The 23850-nt window shown below is 54.4% G+C and carries 23 protein-coding genes and 2 pseudogenes; 17 read left to right on the forward strand and 8 right to left on the reverse strand.

Features of this window, described 5'->3' with window-relative positions; genetic code table 11:
* Positions 1 to 61 precede the first annotated feature (61 nt).
* Positions 62 to 1306, forward strand: coding sequence for a lipoprotein-releasing ABC transporter permease subunit (locus AB4N76_RS23710; protein WP_046026976.1), 1245 nt, complete (start codon positions 62 to 64; stop codon positions 1304 to 1306).
* A 126-nt stretch (positions 1307 to 1432) separates the two neighbouring features.
* On the opposite strand, the gene AB4N76_RS23715 is transcribed toward AB4N76_RS23710, so the two are convergent.
* Both AB4N76_RS23715 and AB4N76_RS23720 read right to left on the reverse strand, forming a co-directional pair.
* Positions 1433 to 2782 carry a heavy metal sensor histidine kinase gene (locus AB4N76_RS23715; protein WP_077430562.1) on the reverse strand — a complete coding sequence of 450 codons (1350 nt, stop codon included), beginning with the start codon at positions 2780 to 2782 and terminating at the stop codon, positions 1433 to 1435.
* Positions 2782 to 3462: a heavy metal response regulator transcription factor gene (locus AB4N76_RS23720; protein ID WP_046026974.1), complete on the reverse strand. Its 681-nt coding sequence runs from the start codon at positions 3460 to 3462 to the stop codon at positions 2782 to 2784. The genes AB4N76_RS23715 and AB4N76_RS23720 overlap by 1 nt, the downstream gene beginning before the upstream one ends.
* A gap of 155 nt (positions 3463 to 3617) precedes the next feature.
* Here AB4N76_RS23720 and copI point away from each other — a divergent pair, with 155 nt between their 5' ends.
* Together copI and queF are read left to right on the forward strand one after the other, a co-directional pair.
* Entirely contained in the window at positions 3618 to 4151 is a 534-nt protein-coding gene (gene copI / locus AB4N76_RS23725; RefSeq protein WP_460163587.1) for a copper-resistant cuproprotein CopI, read from the forward strand.
* A gap of 61 nt (positions 4152 to 4212) precedes the next feature.
* Positions 4213 to 5043, forward strand: a complete 831-nt coding sequence (queF, locus tag AB4N76_RS23730) for an NADPH-dependent 7-cyano-7-deazaguanine reductase QueF (RefSeq protein WP_460163588.1) — start codon at positions 4213 to 4215, stop codon at positions 5041 to 5043.
* Between the two features lie 171 nt (positions 5044 to 5214).
* Here queF and AB4N76_RS23735 read toward each other — a convergent pair whose 3' ends face one another.
* Together AB4N76_RS23735 and AB4N76_RS23740 are read right to left on the reverse strand one after the other, a co-directional pair.
* Positions 5215 to 5478 carry a DUF4404 family protein gene (locus AB4N76_RS23735; RefSeq protein ID WP_460163589.1) on the reverse strand — a complete coding sequence of 88 codons (264 nt, stop codon included), beginning with the start codon at positions 5476 to 5478 and terminating at the stop codon, positions 5215 to 5217.
* A gap of 109 nt (positions 5479 to 5587) precedes the next feature.
* Entirely contained in the window at positions 5588 to 6208 is a 621-nt protein-coding gene (locus AB4N76_RS23740) for an HAD family phosphatase (RefSeq protein ID WP_460163590.1), read from the reverse strand.
* A 202-nt stretch (positions 6209 to 6410) separates the two neighbouring features.
* On the opposite strand from AB4N76_RS23740, the gene AB4N76_RS23745 reads away from it, so the two are divergent.
* The gene (locus tag AB4N76_RS23745; RefSeq protein ID WP_046026970.1) at positions 6411 to 7100 is read left to right on the forward strand and encodes an MlaA family lipoprotein; all 690 of its coding nucleotides are present in this window, start codon (positions 6411 to 6413) and stop codon (positions 7098 to 7100) included.
* 60 nt (positions 7101 to 7160) lie between these two features.
* Here AB4N76_RS23745 and AB4N76_RS23750 read toward each other — a convergent pair whose 3' ends face one another.
* Entirely contained in the window at positions 7161 to 7460 is a 300-nt protein-coding gene (locus AB4N76_RS23750) for a PilZ domain-containing protein (RefSeq protein WP_046026969.1), read from the reverse strand.
* Between the two features lie 276 nt (positions 7461 to 7736).
* Here AB4N76_RS23750 and rssB point away from each other — a divergent pair, with 276 nt between their 5' ends.
* Positions 7737 to 8918 (forward strand): two-component system response regulator RssB, encoded by a 1182-nt coding sequence (gene rssB, locus AB4N76_RS23755; protein ID WP_046027144.1) that lies wholly within the window; start codon positions 7737 to 7739, stop codon positions 8916 to 8918.
* Positions 8918 to 9400 carry an anti-sigma factor antagonist RssC gene (gene rssC / locus AB4N76_RS23760; protein ID WP_046026968.1) on the forward strand — a complete coding sequence of 161 codons (483 nt, stop codon included), beginning with the start codon at positions 8918 to 8920 and terminating at the stop codon, positions 9398 to 9400. The genes rssB and rssC overlap by 1 nt, the downstream gene beginning before the upstream one ends.
* Positions 9401 to 9511: 111 nt before the next feature.
* On the opposite strand, the gene tal is transcribed toward rssC, so the two are convergent.
* Positions 9512 to 10438: a transaldolase gene (gene tal / locus AB4N76_RS23765; RefSeq protein WP_046026967.1), complete on the reverse strand. Its 927-nt coding sequence runs from the start codon at positions 10436 to 10438 to the stop codon at positions 9512 to 9514.
* Positions 10439 to 10778: 340 nt separating this feature from the next.
* Between tal and AB4N76_RS23770 the strand changes: the two genes are divergently transcribed.
* The 10 genes and pseudogenes from AB4N76_RS23770 to AB4N76_RS23815 all read left to right on the forward strand — a co-directional run bounded on the left by AB4N76_RS23770 (position 10779) and on the right by AB4N76_RS23815 (position 21088).
* Positions 10779 to 11162 carry a hypothetical protein gene (locus tag AB4N76_RS23770; protein WP_046026966.1) on the forward strand — a complete coding sequence of 128 codons (384 nt, stop codon included), beginning with the start codon at positions 10779 to 10781 and terminating at the stop codon, positions 11160 to 11162.
* Between the two features lie 363 nt (positions 11163 to 11525).
* Complete coding sequence (locus AB4N76_RS23775) at positions 11526 to 11966, forward strand: low molecular weight protein-tyrosine-phosphatase (RefSeq protein ID WP_046026965.1); 441 nt, start codon at positions 11526 to 11528, stop codon at positions 11964 to 11966.
* 44 nt (positions 11967 to 12010) lie between these two features.
* Positions 12011 to 14233: a polysaccharide biosynthesis tyrosine autokinase gene (locus AB4N76_RS23780; protein ID WP_046027143.1), complete on the forward strand. Its 2223-nt coding sequence runs from the start codon at positions 12011 to 12013 to the stop codon at positions 14231 to 14233.
* Positions 14234 to 14330: 97 nt separating this feature from the next.
* Positions 14331 to 15419, forward strand: coding sequence for a glycosyltransferase (locus AB4N76_RS23785; RefSeq protein ID WP_460163591.1), 1089 nt, complete (start codon positions 14331 to 14333; stop codon positions 15417 to 15419).
* A gap of 15 nt (positions 15420 to 15434) precedes the next feature.
* A pseudogene (locus tag AB4N76_RS23790) lies at positions 15435 to 16546 on the forward strand (polysaccharide pyruvyl transferase family protein).
* Positions 16543 to 16962, forward strand: coding sequence for a hypothetical protein (locus AB4N76_RS23795; protein ID WP_460163592.1), 420 nt, complete (start codon positions 16543 to 16545; stop codon positions 16960 to 16962). Before AB4N76_RS23790 ends, AB4N76_RS23795 begins: the two are co-directional and overlap by 4 nt.
* Positions 16963 to 17152: 190 nt before the next feature.
* Entirely contained in the window at positions 17153 to 17761 is a 609-nt protein-coding gene (locus tag AB4N76_RS23800) for an MATE family efflux transporter (protein WP_460163593.1), read from the forward strand.
* A complete protein-coding gene (locus AB4N76_RS23805; RefSeq protein WP_046026962.1) occupies positions 17761 to 18864 on the forward strand; it encodes a hypothetical protein in 1104 nt (367 codons plus the stop codon). The genes AB4N76_RS23800 and AB4N76_RS23805 overlap by 1 nt, the downstream gene beginning before the upstream one ends.
* Positions 18865 to 18876: 12 nt before the next feature.
* On the forward strand, positions 18877 to 19914 hold the full coding sequence (locus AB4N76_RS23810) for an acyltransferase family protein (protein ID WP_046026961.1): 1038 nt from the start codon (positions 18877 to 18879) through the stop codon (positions 19912 to 19914).
* Between the two features lie 36 nt (positions 19915 to 19950).
* A pseudogene (locus tag AB4N76_RS23815) lies at positions 19951 to 21088 on the forward strand (SGNH/GDSL hydrolase family protein).
* A gap of 4 nt (positions 21089 to 21092) precedes the next feature.
* Here AB4N76_RS23815 and AB4N76_RS23820 read toward each other — a convergent pair.
* Positions 21093 to 21500, reverse strand: coding sequence for a phosphohexomutase domain-containing protein (locus AB4N76_RS23820; RefSeq protein ID WP_046026959.1), 408 nt, complete (start codon positions 21498 to 21500; stop codon positions 21093 to 21095).
* A gap of 73 nt (positions 21501 to 21573) precedes the next feature.
* Positions 21574 to 22407 carry a UTP--glucose-1-phosphate uridylyltransferase GalU gene (gene galU, locus AB4N76_RS23825; RefSeq protein ID WP_046026958.1) on the reverse strand — a complete coding sequence of 278 codons (834 nt, stop codon included), beginning with the start codon at positions 22405 to 22407 and terminating at the stop codon, positions 21574 to 21576.
* Positions 22408 to 22716: 309 nt separating this feature from the next.
* Between galU and galE the strand changes: the two genes are divergently transcribed.
* Positions 22717 to 23733: a UDP-glucose 4-epimerase GalE gene (gene galE, locus AB4N76_RS23830; protein ID WP_046026957.1), complete on the forward strand. Its 1017-nt coding sequence runs from the start codon at positions 22717 to 22719 to the stop codon at positions 23731 to 23733.
* Positions 23734 to 23850 lie beyond the last annotated feature (117 nt).

The following is a 23850-nucleotide window of genomic DNA, read 5'->3' on the forward strand; positions in this document are numbered from 1 at the left end:
CTGAAACCCGGTGTGCTGAACAGTGCGTCGGGTCTTTTATTTTTATACGGTGCCCCAGCGAATGTTCAGACCGTTATCGATCTTTATCGGCACGCGCTATACCCGCGCCAAGCGCCGCAATCGCTTTGTTTCCTTCATCTCGATGACCTCGATGATCGGCCTCGCCCTGGGTGTGCTGGCGATGATCGTGGTGTTGTCGGTCATGAACGGATTTCAGCGCGAAATGAGCTCGCGCATCCTTGGCATGGTGCCGCATGCAACCATCGTCGGCGTTAACCCGATCGACGATTGGCAGCCCGTTGCGGCGGCCGCGATGAAAAACCCGGAAGTGACGGCCGCCGTGCCGTTCACCGAAATGGAGGGCATGCTGTCCTACAAGGGCTCGATGCAGCCGATCCAGGTCAGCGGTGTCGATCCGGCACTCGAAGGCAAGGTTTCAATTGTCGCCAAGCACATTGTTCAAGGGCGCCTCGATGCCCTGAAGCCGGGTGAGTTCGGCGTGGTAATCGGTGAAATCACGGCCCGGCGCTTTCGCTTGAACGTCGGTGACAAGATCACCCTGATCGTGCCGGAAGTGAGTACTGCGCCGGGCGGGATTACCCCGCGCATGCAGCGCCTGAACGTGGTCGGCGTGTTCAAGGTCGGTGCCGAGCTCGACGGTTCGATGGCGTTGATCCACGTCGCGGATGCCGCGCAGATGCAGCATTGGGAGCCCAATCAGGTGCAGAGCGTGCGCCTGGCGGTGAAGGATTTGTACGCGGCGCCGCAAGTATCCAGCGATATCGCCAGTGGTTTGGGTGCTGCCTATAAGGCTGACGACTGGACCCACACCCAGGGCAGCCTGTTCAGTGCGATGAAGATGGAAAAAACCATGATCGGCCTGCTGTTGCTGATGATTGTCGCGGTGGCGGCGTTCAACATCATCGCCACCTTGATCATGGTGGTGAACGACAAAGGCGCGGATATCGCGATCCTGCGCACGATTGGCGCTACGCCTGGGCAGATCATGGCGATCTTCATGGTTCAGGGGACGGTGATCGGTGTTTTCGGGACCTTTATCGGCGGCGTGCTCGGCGTGATCGCGGCGCTGAACGTCAGTGAAATGGTGGGCTGGATCGAGCGGGTAAGCGGTCAGCACATCTTCAGTTCTGATGTGTACTTTGTCAGTAACCTGCCTTCGGAATTGCAGGGCGCCGATGTGCTGCTGATTTGCTCGGCGGGGTTCATCTTGAGCTTTCTGGCGACCGTCTACCCGGCCTGGCGTGCGGCGAAAATTGAGCCAGCTCACGCGTTGCGGTATTCGTAACTCCTGAAATCGCCATCGCGGGCAAGCCCGGCTCCCACAGTTGATCGAGTTGAATCACACATTTGTGAACGACTCCAAACCCTGTGGGAGCCGGGCTTGCCCGCGATGAGGCCGGTACTGCTGGCCTCAATCTCCCTTTGGCAACTCAATCACAAACCGCGTCCACCCATTCGCCGATTCGCAACGAATCTGCCCGCCATGGGCACGCACGATCGACTGCGTAATCGCCAACCCCAACCCCGCATGTTCGCTGCTGCCTTCCTGGCGCGCCGGATCGGCCCGATAAAACCGGTCAAACAATCGCGGTAGCAACGCCCCGTCAATCCCATCGCCACTGTTCTCAACCACCAGGCTCAACCCTTTAGCCTGCTCGACAATCCGCACTCGAACCTCACCCTGGGCCGGTGTGAACCGCAACGCATTGTCCAGCAGGTTGGACAATGCCCGACGGAGCATGCTGCGATCACCTTCCATGTGCGCATTGCCTTCACGGCTAAGCTTGACCCGAGCGTCTTCGGCCAACGGCGCAAAAAACTCCAGCAACACATCGGTTTCTTGTGCCAGATCCAGCGGTTCGCGCTTGGGCATCAGCAACCCGTGATCAGCCTTGGCCAGGTACAGCATGTCGTTGACCAGCTGTGCCATCCATTGCAGCTCTTCGAGGTTGCTGTGCAGCGCTTCGCGGTAATCCTCGAGGGGCCGTGGGCGGGTGAGGGTGACCTGGGTGTGGGTCAGCAGGTTGGACAGCGGCGTGCGCAATTCATGGGCGATGTCAGCGGAGAACGCCGAGAGCCGTTGAAAAGAGGCATCAAGGCGTCCGAGCATGGCGTTAAAGCTGTGGGCCAATTCCGCGAGCTCAGGCGGCATGTCTTCTTCGGGCAGTCGAGCATTGAGCGATTGCGCCGACACACCGCTGGCGACCGCGCTCATGCGCCGCAACGGGCGCAACCCGCTACGCGCAGCCCAGGCGCCGAGCAGGGCGGTGGCCAGGGCTGACAAACCCACGGTCAGCCAGATCAGGTGCTGCATGCGTTGCAAAAAGTGCTGGTGATGGGTGATGTCCAGCAATAACGTCAGTTGTGGGGAATCCGGTCTATCGTCAAACAATGGCGCAATCAGCACGCGGTAGTCGGTGCCGTCGTTGTTCAGGGTCGATAAACCGGGCTGTTGCGGGAGTTTTTCCGGCAGGTGCGCGGAACTGTCATACCAGCGCTGGCCATCACTGCCGGTGATGCGCAGCGACAAATCAGCCTGGCGGCTGAGTTCATCGGCCAGTCTGATTTCGCTCTCGCTGGATTGAATGTCCTGAAGCGCCCGGCGTAAACCAATCAATTTCCCGTCCAGCAATTGCTGATCGAGTTCGACGAAGTGCGCTTCGCTGGCGCGACTGAACAATACTCCGGCGAATAGCGAAACCACCGCCGTGCAGGCCGCAAACAGCAACGCCAGACGGCTGCTCAACGAAAGGTGCCGCATCAGGCTGCACGCTCTTCGAGGACGTAGCCCATGCCGCGCACGGTGTGGATCAGTTTGTTGGGGAACTCATCGTCGATCTTCAGACGCAACCGACGGATCGCGACTTCGATCACATTGGTGTCGCTGTCAAAGTTCATGTCCCACACTTGCGAGGCAATCAGCGATTTGGGCAGCACTTCACCCTGGCGACGCAGGAGCATTTCCAGCAGGGCGAATTCCTTGGCCGTCAGGTCGATGCGCTGGCCGCCGCGCTCAGCGCGCCGCCGAATCAAGTCCAGGTGCAAGTCTGCCAGTTGTAATTGGGTTTCCTGAGGTGAGGCGCTGCCGCGACGCAGCAGGCTACGGACCCGGGCCAGCAGTTCGGAGAAGGCGAATGGTTTGACCAGGTAATCATCGGCGCCCAGTTCGAGGCCATGAACCCGATCTTCCACGGCGTCTCGTGCGGTCAGAAAAAGTACCGGTGTGTCCAGGCCATTACTGCGCACTGCTTGCAGAATCTGCCAGCCATTGCGGCCGGGCAGCATCACGTCGAGAATCAACAAGGCGTAGTCACCGCTCAGCGCCAGTTGTTGGCCGGTGTTGCCGTCAGCCACCAGTTCTGCGTTGAACCCGGCCTCGGTCAGGCCCTGACGCAGGTAGTGGCCGGTTTTCGGTTGGTCTTCGACTATCAGCAGTTTCATGGGCAACTCGAGATAAATGGAACGAACGCTTTATACCGTGGGCAGCGTTAATTCAGGTCAACCTGACAAAGTTGTAATCTGGCTGTCAGGTTGCGGGCAGTGACAGCAGTTTAGAGTTTTCCACAGGCTGAACCTTATCTTGTTGGAGTACGACGATGTTTTTGCGCAAATCTTTGCTGCCGGTGGTGTGTTTGTTGGCGCTGAGCTCGCCAGTGTGGGCCGGCCCGGCAAACACCTACGATTTCGGCCAACCTGCGCCGGCGGCCAAGGCGACTCGCAGTGTTGAAGTGGTGATGGGTGATATGTCGTTCTCGCCCAAGGACATCGATATCAAGGCCGGTGAGACCATTCGTTTTGTGCTGGTGAATAAAGGCCAGTTGCTGCACGAATTCAACCTCGGTGATGCAGCGATGCATGCCAAACACCAGCAGGAAATGTTGCAGATGCAACAGAGCGGCATGCTGGCGCCTACCGCCATGAAGGAAATGGACCACAGCGCCATGGCCGGAATGGACCACTCATCCGGGCAGGGAATGAAGCATGACGACCCGAACAGCGTGCTCGTGGAGCCGGGCAAGACCGCCGAGCTGACCTGGACCTTCACCAAGGCCACCAACCTGGAATTTGCCTGCAATATCCCTGGCCATTATCAGGCTGGCATGGTCGGCAAGTTGACTGTCAGTCAGTAAGGACTCAATGGCGGGAGCAAAGGCTGGTAGAATCCGCTGATTCTTCAGTCAGGTTTCCGCCATGCATCCCGCAGCCGAACATTCGCCGCTGGGCAAATCCAGCGAATACATCGCCACTTACACGCCGTCTTTGCTGTTCCCGATCCCGCGTACTGCGAAATGGGCCGAGTTGGGCCTGACGGCTGAAACCCTGCCGTATAAAGGCGTGGATTTCTGGAACTGCTTTGAGCTGTCGTGGCTGTTGCCGTCGGGCAAGCCCGTGGTGGCGATTGGCGAGTTCAGCATCCCGGCGGATTCGCCGAATATCATCGAATCGAAGTCGTTCAAGCTGTACCTGAACTCACTGAACCAGACACCGTTTGCCGACACGGCAAGCCTTGAGGCGACACTGGCCAAAGACCTGTCGGCCGCTGCCGGCAAACCGGTCGGTGTGCGCATTCGCAGCTTGAAAGATGTCGAAGCCGAAGGCGTCGTGGCGCTGCCCGGCGTGTGCATTGATGACCTGGACATCAGCGTCAGCAACTACGAGCATCCGCGCCCGGAACTACTGCGTTGCGATGAATCGCGCATCGTGGAGGAGAGCGTGCACAGCCATTTGCTCAAATCCAACTGCCCGGTTACCAGTCAGCCGGATTGGGGCAGTGTGGCGGTGGAATACCGTGGCGCGGCACTGGATCACGCGAGTTTGCTGGAATACATCGTGAGCTTCCGTCAGCACTCGGACTTTCACGAGCAGTGCGTGGAGCGGATTTTCCTCGACTTGCAGCGGTTGTTGAAACCGAAGAAGTTGACGGTGTATGCGCGCTATGTGCGCCGTGGCGGGTTGGATATCAACCCGTACCGCAGCACCGAAACCGTCCAACTGCCGAATCATCGGTTGGTGCGTCAATAAAATCCAATGTAGGAGTGAGCCTGCTCGCGATAGCTGACTGACATTCAATATTGATGTCGTCTGATCCACCGGTATCGCGAGCAGACTCACTCCTACAAGGGACTGCGTTTCAAATTGTGGAAATGAAAAAGCCCTGCCAGCGATGGCGGGGCTTTTTTGCGTCTGGCGGGTTCAGATGCCCATGTTACCCAAGGCTTGCGCGATGTTGCGCAGGGTGCCAGCCAGGGTAGGGTGTTCGAGTTCGAAGCGTTCAACTGCCAGGTTAACGCCATCGGCGAGGTTGGCGTCCTGGGTTTTGGTTTCTAGCTCAAGCTTGAGTTCGATCTGTTGCATCAGTTCATGCAGGTTTTCGCGTTCGGATTCGGACAGTGGAGGATTCTGTTCCAATTGCTCGCGCAGGGCATTGAGCTGTTCTTGCAGTTCGCGGGCAGGCATGGCGTTCTTCCTTCTCTCGATTGGCACTGGCATAGACCGCGGCAGTGCGCCAAAGGTCTATGGCTGACCTTTAGATTAATCCACTCTCGCGCAACCTGCATGATCTCGGTCAGGGCTTTTCGCCCTTGAACCGGCGCAGACTGATATCGGCCAGGCAGGTGTCGAGCTCACCCAGGTGATCGATCACCGAATGCACGCCCAGGCCGAACAACTGCATCGTCGCCTTGCCGCGCAGGTGTTCACGTTCCTTTTGGCTCAATGCGTGCCATTCGCTGGGCGCCAGGCCGCAGAGCGAGCCGCAGGACGCCAGGCCAATCGTCCACAAGCCGGCGTTCAAACCCGATTGCAACAAGCGTGGTTCGCCACTGACCAGCACGCAGCCATCCAGGCGATCGACATTCAACGCCATCAGGGCTTGCCAGCAAGCGTTTGGTGCAGGCCATGGATTGATTGTTGCCGGGTGTTGCGTCGATGTAATCCAGGACGGCAGGGTAACGGCCAGAGAATGGCTGAGGGCGGGGGGTAGTTCATCGAGCCAGGCGCAGGGGATTTGCTGGCGCTGCAAACTGCGCAGGCTGTCCAGCGCGCCGGGCGTGGCTTCGGCGTGCTCCGCAGAATACGCCCCGTGCTGGCGCGTCCGGGCGCCGAAATCCACCAGGCAACCACTGAGGCCGAACAAGACGGCGGTCAAACTGGGGGCAGCGAGAGGCAAAGTTTCGGCGTGCGGCATATCAACGTCCCTGAAATAGCAACAAGGCTAGGCGGCGTGAGTGACAGTTGAGTGACATTGATGTGAAACGCTCTCAGTCAGCGCGAGTCATCTATAGTCGAAATGCGCGCGATGCTGCCTAAACCGGGTTTTCCGTCTTATACTAATCAGCTTAATGCCCGGGCCAAGTGCTCGCGCCAGTACAAATCCAAGGAGTTTTTCTATGCGCTGGAGCAATCATTTCGCTCAGCTTTTTGTGTGTGCCAGCCTGTTGCTGGTTCCGTTTGTGGCTCAGGCTGCTTCGGAAGACGATCCTTGGGAAAGCGTTAACCGTCCAATCTATAAATTCAACGACGTCATCGACACGTATGCACTCAAGCCTGTGGCTCAGGGCTATGAGTTCATCACGCCGCAGTTTCTGGAAGACGGCATTCACAACATGTTCCGCAACGTCGGTGACGTCACCAACCTGGTGAACAACATTCTGCAAGCCAAGCCGGCTGCAGCGGGCACCGACACTGCACGCATCATCTTCAACACCACGTTCGGCTTGCTCGGTTTCTTCGATGTGGGCACCAAGATGGGCCTGCAGCGCAGCGACGAAGACTTCGGTCAAACCCTTGGCTATTGGGGTATGGGTAGCGGTCCTTACGTGATGCTGCCGCTGTTGGGTCCAAGCACCTTGCGTGATGCACCGTCGAAACTCGTCGACAGCTACACGGGCCCGTACCCGTACATCAACGACGTGCCGGTGCGTAACTCGGTCTTCGGCCTGAATATCGTCGACACGCGTGCCAGCTTGCTGTCGAGCGAAAAACTGATCACTGGGGACAAGTACACCTTTATCCGTAATGCGTATTTGCAGAACCGTGAGTTCAAAGTCAAAGACGGCCAGGTTGAAGACGATTTTTAATCTCGACCGGTAAAAACGAAGAAGGCGGCCATTGGCCGCCTTCTTTCGTATGGATCCGGTTTATTTCATTTTCAAGATTGTAAGCCCGAGTTTCTGAGCATCACCGTCCAATGACTTCACCCACACCACTTCGGTGTCGGCTTCGAGCCCCTTCAACGCTGCGTGATCGGAATCGATGCGCACATTGAGCCGGTCACCGACTTTGAACTCTCGTTTCGCTTCAACCTGCATACCACTGCTGGAAAGGTCGATGCAGACGGCTGGCACCTCATCGCCCTCATGAATCAGCGACACATCGGCATCGACTCGCATGCGGATGAAATCACGCTTTTCGCTGTAGTCCCGACCGGTTTGACTCATGGGCTCGATCCTTCCATTGGGTTACGGATTTGCCTGTTCTTATAACTCCCGGTGATTTGACAAGTAAAGACGCCAAGCGACCATCGGCGTGAGCTTGAAACGCCCCGCGGATGGGAGTACCGTCTGCGCCTTAGAAGGGCACCTCTGGTGTACGTGTGAGTAGGGCAAACGCTCGAAAACGGTGCAATAGAGAGGCTAGAAAGCGAATCCAGTAGTGTGAGCCGGGCTAAAGGCCTTGCCTGCTACGCCAACCTAATTCTGGCGCCGTTTGCCCACATGCCAAAAACCAGTGCCACGCTGCTGATAATCGATGATGACGAAGTAGTGCGCGCGAGCCTCGCGGCCTATTTGGAAGACAGTGGTTTCAGTGTCCTGCAGGCCAGTAATGGTCAGCAGGGTCTTCAGGTATTCGAGCAAGACAAGCCCGACTTGGTCATCTGCGATCTGCGCATGCCGCAGATGGGCGGACTCGAACTTATCCGCCAGGTCACCGAGCGGTCACCGCAAACCCCTGTGATTGTGGTTTCGGGTGCCGGCGTGATGAACGATGCGGTCGAGGCGCTGCGCCTGGGTGCAGCGGACTACCTGATCAAGCCTCTCGAAGATCTGGCCGTGCTCGAGCATTCTGTTCGCCGAGCCCTGGATCGTGCGCGCCTGCTGCTGGAGAACCAGCGCTACCGCGAGAAGCTGGAAAAGGCCAACCGTGAGCTCGCTGCCAGCCTGAACCTGCTCCAGGAAGACCAGAACGCCGGTCGCCAGGTACAGATGAACATGCTGCCGGTCAGCCCCTGGGCCATCGACGAGTTCCAGTTTGCTCACCAGATCATCCCGTCGCTGTACCTGTCGGGTGATTTCGTTGACTACTTTCGGGTCGACGAGCGCCGGGTAGCCTTCTACCTGGCGGACGTTTCCGGTCATGGTGCTTCTTCAGCCTTCGTTACCGTGCTGCTGAAGTTCATGACCACGCGCTTGCTGTTTGAATCCAAACGCAGCGGCACATTGCCGGAATTCAAGCCTTCAGAGGTCCTTGGTCATATCAACCGGGGCCTGATCAGTTGTAAGCTGGGCAAACACGTCACAATGGTCGGTGGAGTCATCGACGAGGAGACAGGTTTGTTGACCTATAGCATCGGTGGTCACCTGCCGTTGCCAGTGTTGTACACACCCGACAGTGTTCGTTATCTGGAAGGGCGCGGTCTGCCGGTAGGCCTCTTCAATGAAGCCACCTACGAAGACCACGTACTGGAACTGCCGCCGACGTTCAGCCTGACGCTGATGTCTGATGGCATTCTGGATCTTTTGCCAGAACCCACACTCAAAGAAAAAGAAGCGGCGTTGCCCCAACGGGTCAAGGCTGCGGGCGGCACCCTGGACGGGCTGCGGCAGGTTTTTGGATTGGCCACGCTTGGGGAGATGCCGGATGATATCGCCCTGTTGGTGTTGAGCAGGAATCTTTAATGAGTACCGGTAGAATCCAGTTCGCCGAGCAGGACGGCACCTTCGTCCTGAAATTCGTCGGTGAAGTTCGCCTGACCCTGTGTTCGGCGTTGGATGCGACTATTGATCGGATCTTCACCGCGTTGAACTTCAATGCGATCGTGATCGACCTGACCGAAACCCGCAGCATCGACAGCACCACGCTGGGCCTGCTGGCCAAGCTGTCGATCCTGTCGCGGCAAAAGGTCGGCCTGCTGCCGACCGTCGTCACCACCCACGAAGACATTACGCGTCTGTTGGAGTCCATGGGCTTCGAGCAAGTGTTCAACATCGTTGACCAGCCCGTGCCCTGTCCCGAATGCCTGGACGACTTGCCAGACCAGGATCAGTCCGAAGAAGTGGTGCGGATCAAAGTCCTCGAAGCGCACAAAATCCTCATGGGTCTTAACGACTCCAATCGTGAAGCGTTCCATGACTTGGTAAATGCGCTGGAGCGACACTGATTCCCTGTAGGAGCGAGCCTGCTCGCGATGGCGTCCTGACAGTCACCAGACACATACAAAAAAGGGCGAACCTGTGAGGGTTCGCCCTTTTTTGCGTTGGCCTGTCAGCTGTTACAGCTTGGCCTGCAACAACGCCTCAAGCTTCTCCTGATCCCGGGCAAACTGACGAATCCCCTCAGCCAGTTTCTCGGTCGCCATCGCATCTTCGTTGGACAACCAACGGAACTGCGCTTCATTCAAGTTCAAGCGCGCTTCACCGGCATGCCCAGGTGACAACTTGCGTTCCAGCTTGCCAGTGTCAGCCGCCAGTTTTTCCAGCAGATCCGGGCTGATAGTCAGGCGATCACAACCTGCCAGTTGCTCGATCTGGCCCAGGTTGCGGAAGCTCGCACCCATGACCACCGTCTTGTAGTCATTGGCCTTGTAGTAGTTGTAGATGCGTGTCACCGACTGCACGCCCGGATCATCCGCACCGGTATAGTCGTTGCCGTTGGCTTTCTTGTACCAGTCGTAAATCCGGCCCACGAACGGTGAAATCAGGAACACACCGGCATCCGCACACGCCGCTGCTTGAGCAAACGAGAACAGCAGCGTCAGGTTGGTCTGAATCCCTTCTTTTTCCAGCGTCTCTGCCGCGCGGATACCTTCCCAGGTGGAGGCGATCTTGATCAGCACGCGGTCACGGCCAATACCGGCCTTGTCGTACAGCTCGATCAGACGGTGCGCACGCTTCAATACGGCGTCAGTGTCGAACGAGAGGCGTGCATCCACTTCGGTAGATATACGACCCGGTACAACCTTCAGGATCTCTTGCCCGACCGCTACGCCAAAACGGTCGCTGGCCAGGCCCACATCGCCCTTGCAGTCGTGAACGCAAGCATCCAGCAATTCGGCATACGCAGGAATTGCCGCGGCTTTGAGCAGCAGGGAAGGGTTGGTGGTGGCGTCCACCGGTTTAACGCGGGCGATAGCTTCGAAGTCGCCGGTGTCGGCAACTACGGTGGTCATTTGTTTAAGTTGTTCCAGCTTGGAAGTCATGGGCGTGCTCTGTCCTGTGGGTCTAATGACATTACCCGAGCGCTGACAGCCACTCAAGGGCGCATGTACGTATCGATGGCCCCAGCGGCAACAACCTGAAAACAGGTGTTTGAAAGGTGAGGGGCGCGGTGTCGGTTTATACGATGCCAAAACGGGGCGCAGGTTCAACGTAACTGACCGTTGACCCCGCGCCAACAATGTCGCCGCCGGTTCTTACGGGCAGGCCTTTGATCGTTTAGCGCTGTTAAAAAGTGTCGATTTTGACCGTTATAATATGTCAAATAATCAAGGCCGATGAAGTGTAATGTGCTGCCGATTAACGTAGGTAGCGGATGGAAAGATGACTTCACAGGAAACACAAGTGTCTGGAATTGTGGAGGCTTTCGATGACTTTATACTCGCTTATGTCTTGAAGAAGTTGACCGATGTATTGGAAGAGCTGATGACGGTCTCGAAAAGAAACTACCCGGACAATATGAGTGGTGTGCTTGAGATGGGACGGGTTAAAGCCGCAGCGAAAATTCCCGTCTGGTTAAAAAGAGTGAAGTACAGTGATCCCTGTAAAGTGACCAGCTTGATGAAGGGGCAAATGGACGACGCGCAGAAATGTAATCAGAACCTGCGCTTCGAAGCGCAGGTCGTATTGCTGAAAGTTCTGGTGGAAGGGGCGTTGGCAATGAATGTAGCGTGTTATTCAGAATTTATTAGTAAGCGCCTGCATTAAGTGGTGAGCGTAATTTTCTATTGTGATTTTAATAACGTCTTGACAGTGCAAGCTTCTTGATAATTACGATGTTTGGCCGGGCGGGGGCGGAGTCAAAATAGATTTGGCTAGTCAAATACAGCAATATCACCAAACCTCTCATGCAGACGCCCCAATGTTATTTTTTGTCGGATAAGTGGCGGCGGGATTGTTGTCGTTATTTTTGGTCCAGCTATTCTTGTTGGGCGTTTTTTGTATGTCGTGCTATTTAATGCACTTGTATTTTTATGATGGATTCATCTCTGAATGCGGGACCGATTTTGTCGGTTCACTCATGTCCCCGCTACACATTGGCCGAATCGACACTACACGGGAAGAGTAGCCTTGTTCAGAAAGATTCTTATCGTATGCGTTGGTAATATTTGCCGAAGTCCAACCGCTGAAATGTTGCTCCGCAACGCGCTGGATCCTTCAGATATCTCGGTGACCTCCGCGGGACTCAACGCGCGGGTGGGGGAGTCTATGGAGCCAAACGCACTTTCAGTTCTCGAAGAACAGGGTGGCGCCGCCCAAGAGTTTAAAGCGCGGCAGATCACTCCAGCCATTGTTAATGAGTCAGACCTCATTCTGGTCATGGAGAAAGAGCATGTAAAAGGCGTGCTGAGTATTGCCTCGCACGCGAGGGGCAAAGTGTTTCTTCTGGGCAAGTGGCAGAGTGAGCGCGAAATAAAGGATCCGTATCGTCAAGGAAAAGCTGCTTTTGTCCATGCCCATGCATTGATTGAAGATGCTGTTTGCTCATGGGCACAGCGCCTCGGACGTTGATGGATGATTTTCAGATTAGTATTAATGGTAAAAGAATAGACCTTATGCAGTTACCGTCAGTAGTCAGTGGCCGAGATAACGATAAAGACGAGATTGATCTTCTCGGTTTGCTAGGCACATTGATTGATCACAAATGGTTAATAGGCGCCATTACCGGAGCGTTCATGGTGACCGGTGCCGCGTATTCGATTTTGTCGGCGCCCGTGTATTTGACAAACGCCCTGGTGCAGGTCGAGCCGAAAAAGAACGACATGTTGGGCTTTTCGGATATCAGCAGCATGCTGGGTGGGCAATCCCCGGCGGCTACCGAGATCGGAATTATCAAGTCTCGCGCAGTCATCGGCAAAACAGTCGATGACCTGCGTCTGGATATTGTGATCACGCCGAACACCTTTCCCGTCGTGGGTGGTTTTATTGCGCGGCGATATAAAAGTACTCCCGGCCAAACTATTTCGCCTCCACTCCTTGGCATGAACAGTTTCGCTTGGGGTGGCGAGCAGCTTGAAATCGAAAAACTCAAACTGCCCGATGAACTGTTAGGTGAAAAACTGACCCTGATTGCCGGAGAGCAGAACCGCTTCAAGCTTTACGATGAAGAGGGTGGATTGTTGGCCGATGGAACCACAGGCGTCGCCGTGGTAGAGAACGGGGTCGAGGTGTTGGTCGCGAACATGATTGCGAACCCTGGCACTAAATTCGAAGTCGTACGCAACCCACGAATTGTCACTATTCAGAATTACCAGGACATCCTTGAAGTCTCCGAACAAGGTAAGGAGTCGGGCATTATAAGTCTGGCGCTAGCCAGCACCGACTACTCTCTGGCTGTGAAAATTCTGAACAAGATTTCGACGCTTTATGTCGAGCAGAATGTGCAACGCACCTCTGCCGAGGCGGCTCAGAGTCTGGATTTCCTGCAGTCACAGCTCCCTCAAGTCAAAGAGGATCTGGTCAAGGCCAGCAATGCGCTGAACAGCTATCAAACCCGCGGAAATACAGTAAATATCTCACTCGAAACCAAGTCTGTCCTGGAGCAGATGGTGGTTTTGGATACGCGCATCTCCGATTTAAAACTCCAGCAAGCAGAACTGGATCGAAAGTTCACCCGTGAGCATCCGGCCTACCGCGCCTTGATGGCCCAGTTGGGGGATTTGAATAATCAGCGCCACGGTTTGGAGAAGAAGGTTCAGGATCTTCCGGCAACGCAACAGGAGCTTTTGAACCTCACTCGTGATGTGGAAGTGGCGACACAGATTTATACCCAACTGCTGAATAAATCCCAGGAGCTGGACATCGTAAGAGCGGGGGCGGTCGGGAATGCTCGATTGATCGATACCGCCGATGTCGACATCACATCCCCGGTCAAACCGCGCAAAGCCTTGCTCATTATTATTGCAACGTTGCTGGGCGGGTTTGTCGGCGTTGCCTTGGTGTTGGTGCGTAAATCGTTGAGCCGAGGACTTGAGGGGCCGGAAGCCATCGAACAACTCGGGCTGCCCGTCTATGCCTCTATTCCCTACAGCGCCCTGCAACAAGAAGAAGACAATAAAAAACTTCGGTTGGGCGATAGCGTCAACCGCCAGGCTTTCCTATTGGCGCTGCGCAACCCTACTGACCTGTCCATTGAGTCGATACGCAGCCTGCGAACCTGTTTGCATTTTGCGGGGCTGGATGCGACCAACAACCGGATCATGATTTCCGGTCCGAGCCCGCAGGTGGGCAAAACGTTTGTTTCCTCTAACCTGGCCGCGGTCATTGCTCAAAGCGGGCAGAGGGTCGTACTGATCGATGCCGATATGCGCAAAGGTCACCTGCACAAAACCTTGGCTACACCAATCAGCAACGGCTTATCCGATCTTTTAACCAAACGTTGCAGCATTGAGCAGGCAATCAATAGGCTCGAGGTTGATAACCTGCATTTCATCAGTCGTGGACAGGTACCGCCTAATCCATCAGAGCTGTTGATGCATGCCAACTTCAGAGAACTCCTGGCAGAACTGAGTGAACTCTACGACGTCGTCATCATCGATACGCCACCTCTTCTGGCAGTAACAGATGCTGCAATCGTTGGGCGTGAAGCTGCCATTAATTTGATCGTGACTCGCTTTGGTGTAAATCCGGCCAAAGAGATTGAATTGACAATTCGTCGGTTTGCGCAAAACGGTATCGAGTTGAAGGGCGCTATTTTTAATGGTGTCGAGAAGCGGGCATCCAGTTACTACGGTAATGGCGCTTATTACAACTATGAGTACGCCTCTGACAAGTCCTGATGCGAGTTCTATCTACCAGGTAATCGGTTGGGAGTGAGTGGGTGATAACTCACCACTCTTAATCGTGTTTTGCCTGTGACTAAGTTCATGGAGATAGGTGGATTATGAAAAAAATATTACATGTGGCGGAAACTATCAAGGGTGGCGTTGCGACGGTCATTCGTACGATATCAACCCCCCTCGGGACCATGCTCTGAAGTATGAACTGGTTTATCTGGTTCCGTACGACCAGAAGAAAGAGTTGCATGGCATTGATGAAAAAAACATCAGGACCTTTTCCCGGAACAAGCGCGATGTCATGTCCCTGTTGCGGTTTGCCTGGCAATTGGCCCGCGTGATCTTCAAGGAAAAACCGGATGTCGTGCACTTGCACAGCACGTTTTCCGGGGTCATTGGCCGATGTGTCTGTCTGCTACTGCGCCCTTGGCGGTCACCTAAAATTGTCTACTGCCCGCACGCATTTTCCTTCTTGATGGAGAGCTCGACAGTCAAGCAGAAAGTGTATTCGCTGGTGGAGCGACTCTTGCAGAAAGTAACGGACGTCATTATCTGCGTCAGTCAGTATGAAATGGATAAAGCCGCGTCGTTTGGTATTGATCGTCACCGCATGAAGCTGATCTACAACGGGATTCATTATAAAAGTGATGAGAACAAGTCCAGCGAAAGCACGGACATTCAGCTTCTATTTGTAGGCCGACTGGATTACCAGAAAGGCTTCGATCTTTTGCTCAAGGCGTTTGCTGAAGTCGAGCGAACTGACTTGAGACTCACTGTCGTTGGGAGTGCTGTCAATGAAGACTTCGTCGAGTGCCCCGATATTGACGCCGTGGAGTACCTGCCTTGGGTGACTCCGGCTGAAGTCAACGAACTGTACAAAACGGCGGATGCCTTGATTGTTCCAAGTCGCTGGGAAGGCTTTGCCATGGTTCCCCTCGAAGGGATGGCCATGGGCGTGCCGGTGATTGCCAGTGACTGTACATCGCTTCCTGAATTGGTGACGGACAACATCACCGGCTACCTGTTCTCGACCGGCGACTACCAGGCCCTTGCCAGCATATTAGTGAATATCAAAAAACATAAGCTGCTGGAACTAGGTACAGAAAGCCGCAAGAAAGTGCGCGAGCGGTTCAGTGCAACGTTGATGATTCAGCAAACCTATGACGTGTACTCCGCTAAAACTTATTAAGTAGACAATCAGATGATGAACGTAACTATTTTGCATGGCTACAGTGCGTCCAGTTCGGGTGATGGTCTACTCGTGGATTTGGCAATAGCCACGGTGCAGCGCAACTTTGGCGCCGGCACTTTAATCAACGTAGTTGCGTCAGACCCTCAATCATTTAGCTATCTTTCCTGTAAGCGATATGAGGCGCCGGTCATGGCGGCTAAGGGATTCGGAAGGGTGAGGGAAGCGATTTTCCTTAAACAGTCTTATGTCCCCCTTGCCGATCTTTTGAATACCAGCGATCTGGTTGTAGGGGTGGGCGGTGGATACATGCGCTCAAAAGTACCTTTGAACACCTCAAGCTGAAACTGGGTCATGCCAAACAGCTTGAAACCGCGATTTTGAGCAAGGTACCGACTGTTTACCTCCCACAAAGTATCGGTCCGTTCCATGGCGAGAGCAGCAAAATCGTAGAGCATTACGCCAGCGCCGATGCGGTATTTGTCAGAGACAACAGGTCTTCGGAAATTTTCCAGTCCAATGAGAATGTCTACCGGGCGCCGGACCTGGCGATCCAGGCGTTAGCGAAAAAGATACTGCTGCAGCCCAAGTTTATCCACTGTGGATCAGCTCCTGCCGTGGTCTGTGTTGTTCTACGCAAGCCGTCGCACTGGAGCAAAGAGAAGAAAGTCGCCTACGTTGCAAACCTGAAGCTTCTATTGAGGAGATTAAGGGCGAAAAGCAAAGTGGTCTGCGCTGTGCAAAGCACCGTCCGCGGCAACGACGATGGCGCGTTTTATCGCGAACTTGGCATTACCGAAGACCTGCTGCCGTTGAAGGCAACACTTGCGAAATATCAGCCGGATCTGGTTATTTCCGTGAGGTTACACGGGGCTATCGAGGCGCTCCTGGCCGGTGTACCCGCGTTCCATATCAGTTATGAACGCAAAGGTTTTGGGGCGTACCAGGACATGGGAGTGGAAGACTGGGTGATCAACGAAGGCGATATCAATGTCGATACCATCATCGACACTGTTTACGCCCCCAACGCTCTATCGAGGTTTGCCAAGAAACTCACGGATACCTGTAAAGACATCGGAGCCAAAACGGTGCTGATGGACAATATCATCAAAGGGGTTGTTCGATGATATTTCGGTTGTTGCTAAGGGGGACTGCATTAGGCGCGAAGTTTTTGCTGGTGTTGGCCATCACTCATTACCTGGGTTATGACGCATTGGGCTTCTACGGCGTCGTGGTGATCGCCCCTTTGTTAGCCTCGAAGTTTTACAGCGTCGGGTTCAGCTCTGAAATCAATCGGTTGATCAGCATCGGAGGCAGCTCCCGATTCGTCATCGATAAAGTACTGGTCTTGTACCTGGCCGTTGGTTCGTTGTTTTCGGTGGTCACAGTCGTACTCTACTCACTCTTCAGCGATGTTCCGGCGAGCACCGCGTTGATCGCCTGCGTCACGCTGCTCCTGATCACGGAGCATCTGTCCTTCGAAATTAACTCCTTTGTTTTTTCTGCGCAAAAGCCAATTGGGGAGCGTTATTGTTCTTCATAAAAACCGGGCTCTGGGCGCTGATTGCTGTGGGAGGGCTAATGACGGGCGTGGTGTCCAGCATTGCCAGTGTTCTTTGGTTGTGGGTGATCAGCAACCTTCTGGTGATCGTGGCCGGATACTTTATTGTGGTGAATGTACATAAGGGAGGGAGGTCAGTGCCCTCACGACGGCTTCTGTCTGGAAAGCCGGATTGCCCTTTTATCTGGGCGACGGTTTGATGTTATTGAGTCAGTTTGCCGAGCGTTTTCTGATTGTGGACCTTGAGCCGTACGACAGCCTTGGCAAGTACGTGTATGCCTGGTCTGCCGCTAACACCCTGCAAGCGCTGTCTTTTGCCGTTGTTGCCGTCGTTGGCATTCCCGTGCTCGCCAAGCGTTATAAGAATAATCAACAGGCACTGACGGTCCGGCAACTGTTCTTCAATCAATGGGTGTTGCGCTCGCTGGTCGTTTCCTGCGCAGTTGCTGTGCTGATTTATGCCTTCTTTAATGTTGTGCTCGATTATGTGGACGCGGCAGTTCCGCGTCCGGATAACGGGGTTTTGTGCATCCTGATTTTCTCGTTTGCGCTGCGAGCAGTCGGCGACATCGTATGGGGAGGTCTTATTGCGTCGAAGAACAATCGGGTGTCGTTGGCCAGTGCGGTGATTTGCCTGCTGATTTCACTGCCTGTCAGCTATGTCCTTATTAAACACTATTCAATTTATGGGGCGGCCTGGGGGAACGTTTTCTCGATTACGGTGCAGCTGGTCGTTGTTGCTTTGCTGGCCAGGTTTGCCCAGGCGAAGGGGGCGTTGTAATGGCTTTATCTCTGCCTTCCATAGAATTTCGCGGTACAAAACTGGATTCGTCGATCTCACTCCTGATTTTGATGTGCGGTCTTTTTCTGTCCGTAGCAATGCCGCTGCTGGTTCACCGAGAACCGGGCCCGGATGCGATGACGTTGTGGTCGTCATACGCTCGTTCAGACTACTGCAATTTCTGGAATCCCTTTTCGCCAGACCGGTCTTCTTACGATTGCACTGCTTACGTGCTACGTCCCACCGGCATCAATCTGGACAATGCCTGGGCCTACGGGATGATGTGCAACTTGTTTCTCACGTCTATCCCGATCTTTATCTTCAGAAGAATACCGCTGACGATTTTTCTGACCCTGTGTCTGTGGGGGGTGGTCAGGTCGTTCTTTCTCGATAACCTGACCAAGGAAATCATTGTTTCGGTGGCGATGATTACCATCCTGGTTTTTTCATTTTCGAAGCAATACAGAGCGGGCTTTTTTCTCTCTGCGCTGTTTTACGGCATCTTGGTTCGACCCTACTGGATACTGTTTTCGCTGGTCTGGGTTGGCGTGTGTGTCATGAAGAAGCGTGTGTCACGTTTCAGCTTTTTCCTGATGTTGTTCACGTTCTATTTGGCCATCGCGACAGCGATTCAGATGCTCGCCGGCTATTCGGTTTCGTCCATTCGAGCCAATAGTAACGAGCAGCGCACACTGGGCGAAGAGGGCTCAAAGTCATTGATTGTGTCGTGGATTAACGGCGGTGACTTCGTTTCGCAGGCCGTGGATTCGATGAGCATCTTTTTCAGGTTGTCTTTCCCGGTGGAGTTAATCCTTCTTTCCGGCCTGGGGCAGATCATCTTTGTCGTCCTGATGATGATGACCTCGTTGCTGATGTTCAAAATGATGACGTCGAGTCACTACAAGGGCTCAATCATCCAACCCAAAGTCAAAGAGCTTATCGCTATTCCGCTGTCCTTTTTATTGGTGCAGGGCCTGTTTGAACCTGACTTCGGATCGTTTGCCCGACATTTCTCCATGGTGGTTCCGGTTCTGTTTGTGGGGCTGGGGTTGCAGTTGCGCTCAAAAAAACCTGAGTCGCTTGAATCAAACGTCTTGAACTGAGGTTTGTGGTTTATGCAAAGCAATAAGAAGTCGTTGGAAATAGAAACACTCAGAGGGCTGGCATGCCTGCTGCTGGTGCTCTATCACGTGATAGGGCCATTAGGCGGCGGATTGAAAATCGACCTGGGATCACCTTTCCGAATCCTGGCCGATTCGATGGTGTACGTCCGGATGCCGTTGTTCACTTTTATATCGGGCTACATCTATTCGATTTACAAAATCAGAGGCAACGACTTTTCCGCTTACTGGCGTGGCAAGGTAAGAAGATTGATCGTGCCATTGTTTTTTGTCGGTATTCCATTTTCGGTGCTGCAGGTTGTCGGGCCGGGGGTAAACAACGACTTCGGGTTAATAGACGCCTTGTTGTCGTTTTACGTGCCGATTAACCACTTCTGGTTCTTGCAGGCGGTTTTTATCATCTTTATGTTTGTCGGATTTCTTCAGTGGCGCGGCTGGTTGCAGACGGCGACACGGTTGTACCTGTTGTTTTTGTTTTCCGCAGTGGTGTTCTTGATGCCGCTTTTTCCAGTCGATGCCTTTGGCATCAATGGCGCCATCTATTTGCTGCCGTTCTTCGTGACGGGGATGATTTGCCACGAAAAGGGCAATGAATTAAAGCAGTCCCTGAAAGTGATCGGGCCCGTCGTGTTCGTCTTGATATCGGTCGCACTGCTCTACATTGCCGCCGTGGATCGCGAGCTCATTGTCGATCGCAGAAGCCTTGTCGGATTGCTCGTTGGCTGTGCCTCCTGCATCGCGTTGTTGTCGAGTGACATGCGCTCGAAAGCGCTGATCTGGCTCGGTGGATATTCCTACGCGATTTTCCTCTTTCATGTTCTGTTTGCGGGCAGTTCACGGGTCGCGTTACGTCGTTTGGGTGTCACCGATGAAAGCGTTTTGGTTGTTGGCGGTGTGCTGTTCGGATTGTTGGGGCCCGTGGTGCTGTCGAATGTTTTCAGCCGTTTCGCCATCACATCGACTTTGTTTTTGGGCGAACGTGCGATCAGCAAAAAGACCCCGGCGAAAGGTCTGAAGGTGTCTCGCACCTGAACACCAAAGCAGGTTTCCTGATAGATAGATGAGCCAATGGTCTATGTCGATGATGTGCGTCCTGTCCCGGCTCCGGTCATCGAGGTGAGAAGCTCACGCGAACCGCTTGCCGGACTGGGCAAGGGTAAAGCAGGGGATGGTGCTGGACATCTCGGTGATTGGCGACAGCTATAGCGCCGGGCAGAACTTTTATCTGAATGGCCTCACTCAACGCTTGGCGAAAGACTTTGGTTTCGCCGGGCCTGGTTATGTCGGGTTTAACCACGGCGTAGCGCTCGGCGGTACGAACTTCAAGTACACCCGCAGCAATCAGCAGTACTTCGGTGGTGATTGGAGCGTTTCCAGTCTTGGGCAAGCGAGCCCGGACAGTCGCACTGTTACCGGGAAGGCGGGTGCTTATCTTGAGATCGATTCCAGCCAGACGGCTGCGATTGATACGTCCATTGCCCACGCCAACTTACTCTACTTGGGAAACGGCAAAACCAGCGAGATGAGGTATCGGTGGACACCTTCAGGCCCGTGGCATCCATTGACGATAGCGGGGGCCGGTGTTCAGGAAGTGCAACTAAGTGTCCCCGCCAGTGCTGACTGGGCGCTAAGGCTCGAAGTGGTGAAAGGTGCGCCGACATTATTTGGCTTGTGGCTGGCCAATGACCGGGGCGGCATCAGGGTCTCCAAACTCGCTGCTTCAGGTGCCACCTCCGGTGACTTTTTTAAAAGCGACAACCAATGGCAGACCCAGTGGAAGGCCGTCGTTTCAAAGATACCGGCAGACGTTTACCTGATTATGTTGGGCGGCAATGATCAAGGGTTTGGCGTTAAGCCCAAGGATTATCTTGAGAACATGAAAGGCTTGGTGCAGATGGTTCGCGAGGTTCATCCGGCGGCGAGCATCAATGTGATCTTGCGTCAGGACACAACACGTTCCAGTACCTATCCGATGTCGGACTATGCCCAAGTACTTGAACCGTGGGCGCGTTCGCAGAACGTCGCCTATTGGAGTTTGCAGTGTGCGTTCGGTGCCGACTTCAAACGCTATGCCAGTGACGGGCCGACCCCCATGATCGGCCCGGACAAGATTCACCCCATCCCGGGTTCGGGAGGTCGGCTTATTGCCGATTACTTCTATCGACTGCTTGTCGGTGAATTGCCGTGTGGTGCCGCTTCAAAGTAATCCTTCACCGTTCAAAGTGCTCCAGCTGACTCAGCAGTTCTGCGGTTTTCAGAGGCATGAGTTCGGGATCACACCGCGTTTCAACATTGATGACGATCGCCGGGTCGCTGTAGCGAATGCGAACCCGGAATCGCCAATCGTTGAAAATCACTTTAAGCCCTTCGCGTTCATCGATATCCAGGGCCTTGTCGGCATACAGACTTTTCAGGTGAGCCAGGAGGGAAAGCGGGTCCCTGATCGGGCGATGGATATCGCCCGAAGAGGGGAACACCCCGATACGTTCAACCAGCAGGGTTGTGCCCAGCCAGGCAGCAGTGTCGAAGGATAACGATGGCGCTTTTGACAGCCAGGCCATCATTCCGAAGTTGCTCGCTTTCAGTTCGGTGTCTACCGAGCGTTTTGCAGTGGTCATAGTGGCCTGCCTGGATGAAAGAGTGTGACGGAGGGCTCCGCAAGGTGAGCGGTGAGTGTGCTGAGCCGATTGGTTAAAGGCCCTTGAGATACAGCTGCTCATAACAAAAGTTGGTGGCGTCGATATAGCCTTCTGCACCACCACAATCAAAGCGCAGGCCTTCGAACTTGTAGGCCAGCACGCAGCCATCTTGCGCCTGCTTCATCAGCGCATCGGTGATCTGGATTTCGCCGCCCTTGCCGGGCTGGGTATCGGCGATCAAATCAAAAATGTCGGGGGTCAGAATGTACCGGCCGATGATTGCCAGATTGGACGGTGCGTCCTCGGGGGCGGGTTTTTCAACCATGCTGTTGACGCGGTAGATCCCTTCGGAAACCAGTTCGCCGGCGATCACCCCGTATTTGTGTGTCTGATCCCGCGGGACTTCTTGAATGGCCACGATCGAGCAGCGAAATTTATTGTAGAGCTTGATCATCTGCGCGAGCACACCGTCACCTTGCAGGTTCAGGCACAGGTCATCCGCCAGCACCACGGCAAAGGGTTCGTCACCGATCAAGGGGCGACCGCTGAGAATCGCGTGCCCCAGGCCTTTCATTTCGACCTGGCGGGTGTAGGCGAAGGTGCAGGTTTCTATCAGCTCTCGTGTACCGGCCAGAAACTTTTCTTTCTCGGTGCCGCGAATCTGGTGTTCCAGTTCATAGCTGATATCGAAATGGTCTTCCAGTGCGCGCTTGCCCCGACCGGTAACGATGGCCATGTTCTGCAAACCGGCGTCCCGTGCTTCTTCAACGGCGTATTGGATCAAAGGCTTGTTGACGATCGGCAGCATTTCCTTTGGCATTGCTTTTGTTGCAGGCAAGAAACGCGTGCCATAGCCGGCGGCGGGGAACAAGCATTTACGAATCATAGATATTTCCTGGAAAGTCATTGTTCACAGCCACACAGAAGAGGGTGGCCATGAGTTTGGATGTTTTACGATGGTTGTACTTTAATACCTGAGGCGTGGTTTGATGGCAATTAATGGCATGTGCAGAATGGGGTAAATGTTATTAGTTGTCGGGTCTGCCTGTATTTGGTTAGTTTTAGTCGGTGTCTATTAATAGTGTCGGTTCTTGTGAAGTGCTAATAAGTCGTTGGCGTCAATTTCTTGCGTGCGCTAATTGCTTTAAATATGGCATGCAGTTGAATACTTCAATACCCCACTATGGACCGCTCTATGAAGATTCTGGTAACGGGTGGAACCGGTTATATCGGTTCGCACACCACTCTTGCGCTGCTTGAAGCAGGCTTCGAAGTGGTTGTGCTGGACAACCTTTGCAATAGCTCTGATGCCGCCCTTCATGCGGTTGAAGCTATTTGCGGAAAATCCGCCTTAATGATTCACGGGGACGTGTGCGACAGAGCGTTGCTGGACCGGATTTTTCAGCAGCACTCCATTGATGCTGTTCTGCATTTTGCCGGGCTCAAAGCCGTAGGTGAAAGCGTGCGCAAGCCGCTTGAGTATTACGAAACCAACGTTTGCGGAAGCATTACGCTTTGCCAGGCGATGTCTGCGGCCGGTGTATTGCGGTTGGTATTCAGTTCATCGGCCACGGTGTATGGCGCGCCTGAGCAGATGCCGATTCGTGAAGACTTTCCGACGGGCACGCCCACCAATCCCTACGGGCAATCCAAGCTGATCATCGAAAACGTATTGCATGACCTGTGTGCGGCGGACCCGCGCTGGAGCATCGCGCTGTTGCGTTATTTCAATCCGATCGGTGCTCACGCAAGTGGGCAAATGGGGGAAGACCCCAACGGTATTCCCAACAATCTGGTGCCGTACATCAGCCAGGTTGCCGTCGGCAGTCTGCAGGAGTTGTCGATATTTGGTGACGATTATCCCACCGTCGATGGCACCGGCGTACGCGATTACATCCACGTCGTGGACTTGGCTGATGGTCATCTCAAAGCGTTGCAGTCGATCTCGGCGCGCACCGGGATCAATATCTGGAACCTGGGCACTGGCGATGGTTACAGCGTTTTTGAAGTACTGCGGGCATTTGAGCAAGCGTCGGGGCGAGCGGTGCCTTATCGGATGATGCCGCGACGCTCGGGCGACGTCGCCGAGTGTTGGGCCGACCCCTCTAAAGCGGCGAAGGAGTTGGGTTGGAAGGCCACACGGAATTTGCAGGAGATGATGACCGATACCTGGCGTTGGCAATCGAATCATCCCCGGGGATACGTCGATTGAAACTGATGGGCGGGCCTTCAACGGCCTGTTTTTCTGCTGAACTGTTATATCAGGCTTCGATGTTATTTATGGTCGGGAAAATTGACTGGAAACCCATCCGGCAAGTCCGTAGATATA

This window comes from Pseudomonas sp. S2_F03 (assembly GCF_054668335.1).

Excerpts from the sequence above, each read along its gene's own strand:
- AB4N76_RS23710 (WP_046026976.1), top strand. The coding sequence starts at position 62 with ATGTTCAGACCGTTATCGATCTTTATCGGCACGCGCTATACCCGCGCC.
- AB4N76_RS23715 (WP_077430562.1), bottom strand. The coding sequence starts at position 2,782 with ATGCGGCACCTTTCGTTGAGCAGCCGTCTGGCGTTGCTGTTTGCGGCC.
- AB4N76_RS23720 (WP_046026974.1), bottom strand. The coding sequence starts at position 3,462 with ATGAAACTGCTGATAGTCGAAGACCAACCGAAAACCGGCCACTACCTG.
- copI (WP_460163587.1), top strand. The coding sequence starts at position 3,618 with ATGTTTTTGCGCAAATCTTTGCTGCCGGTGGTGTGTTTGTTGGCGCTG.
- queF (WP_460163588.1), top strand. The coding sequence starts at position 4,213 with ATGCATCCCGCAGCCGAACATTCGCCGCTGGGCAAATCCAGCGAATAC.
- AB4N76_RS23735 (WP_460163589.1), bottom strand. The coding sequence starts at position 5,478 with ATGCCTGCCCGCGAACTGCAAGAACAGCTCAATGCCCTGCGCGAGCAA.
- AB4N76_RS23740 (WP_460163590.1), bottom strand. The coding sequence starts at position 6,208 with ATGCCGCACGCCGAAACTTTGCCTCTCGCTGCCCCCAGTTTGACCGCC.
- AB4N76_RS23745 (WP_046026970.1), top strand. The coding sequence starts at position 6,411 with ATGCGCTGGAGCAATCATTTCGCTCAGCTTTTTGTGTGTGCCAGCCTG.
- AB4N76_RS23750 (WP_046026969.1), bottom strand. The coding sequence starts at position 7,460 with ATGAGTCAAACCGGTCGGGACTACAGCGAAAAGCGTGATTTCATCCGC.
- rssB (WP_046027144.1), top strand. The coding sequence starts at position 7,737 with ATGCCAAAAACCAGTGCCACGCTGCTGATAATCGATGATGACGAAGTA.
- rssC (WP_046026968.1), top strand. The coding sequence starts at position 8,918 with ATGAGTACCGGTAGAATCCAGTTCGCCGAGCAGGACGGCACCTTCGTC.
- tal (WP_046026967.1), bottom strand. The coding sequence starts at position 10,438 with ATGACTTCCAAGCTGGAACAACTTAAACAAATGACCACCGTAGTTGCC.
- AB4N76_RS23770 (WP_046026966.1), top strand. The coding sequence starts at position 10,779 with ATGACTTCACAGGAAACACAAGTGTCTGGAATTGTGGAGGCTTTCGAT.
- AB4N76_RS23780 (WP_046027143.1), top strand. The coding sequence starts at position 12,011 with ATGCAGTTACCGTCAGTAGTCAGTGGCCGAGATAACGATAAAGACGAG.
- AB4N76_RS23795 (WP_460163592.1), top strand. The coding sequence starts at position 16,543 with ATGATATTTCGGTTGTTGCTAAGGGGGACTGCATTAGGCGCGAAGTTT.
- AB4N76_RS23805 (WP_046026962.1), top strand. The coding sequence starts at position 17,761 with ATGGCTTTATCTCTGCCTTCCATAGAATTTCGCGGTACAAAACTGGAT.
- AB4N76_RS23810 (WP_046026961.1), top strand. The coding sequence starts at position 18,877 with ATGCAAAGCAATAAGAAGTCGTTGGAAATAGAAACACTCAGAGGGCTG.
- AB4N76_RS23820 (WP_046026959.1), bottom strand. The coding sequence starts at position 21,500 with ATGACCACTGCAAAACGCTCGGTAGACACCGAACTGAAAGCGAGCAAC.
- galU (WP_046026958.1), bottom strand. The coding sequence starts at position 22,407 with ATGATTCGTAAATGCTTGTTCCCCGCCGCCGGCTATGGCACGCGTTTC.
- galE (WP_046026957.1), top strand. The coding sequence starts at position 22,717 with ATGAAGATTCTGGTAACGGGTGGAACCGGTTATATCGGTTCGCACACC.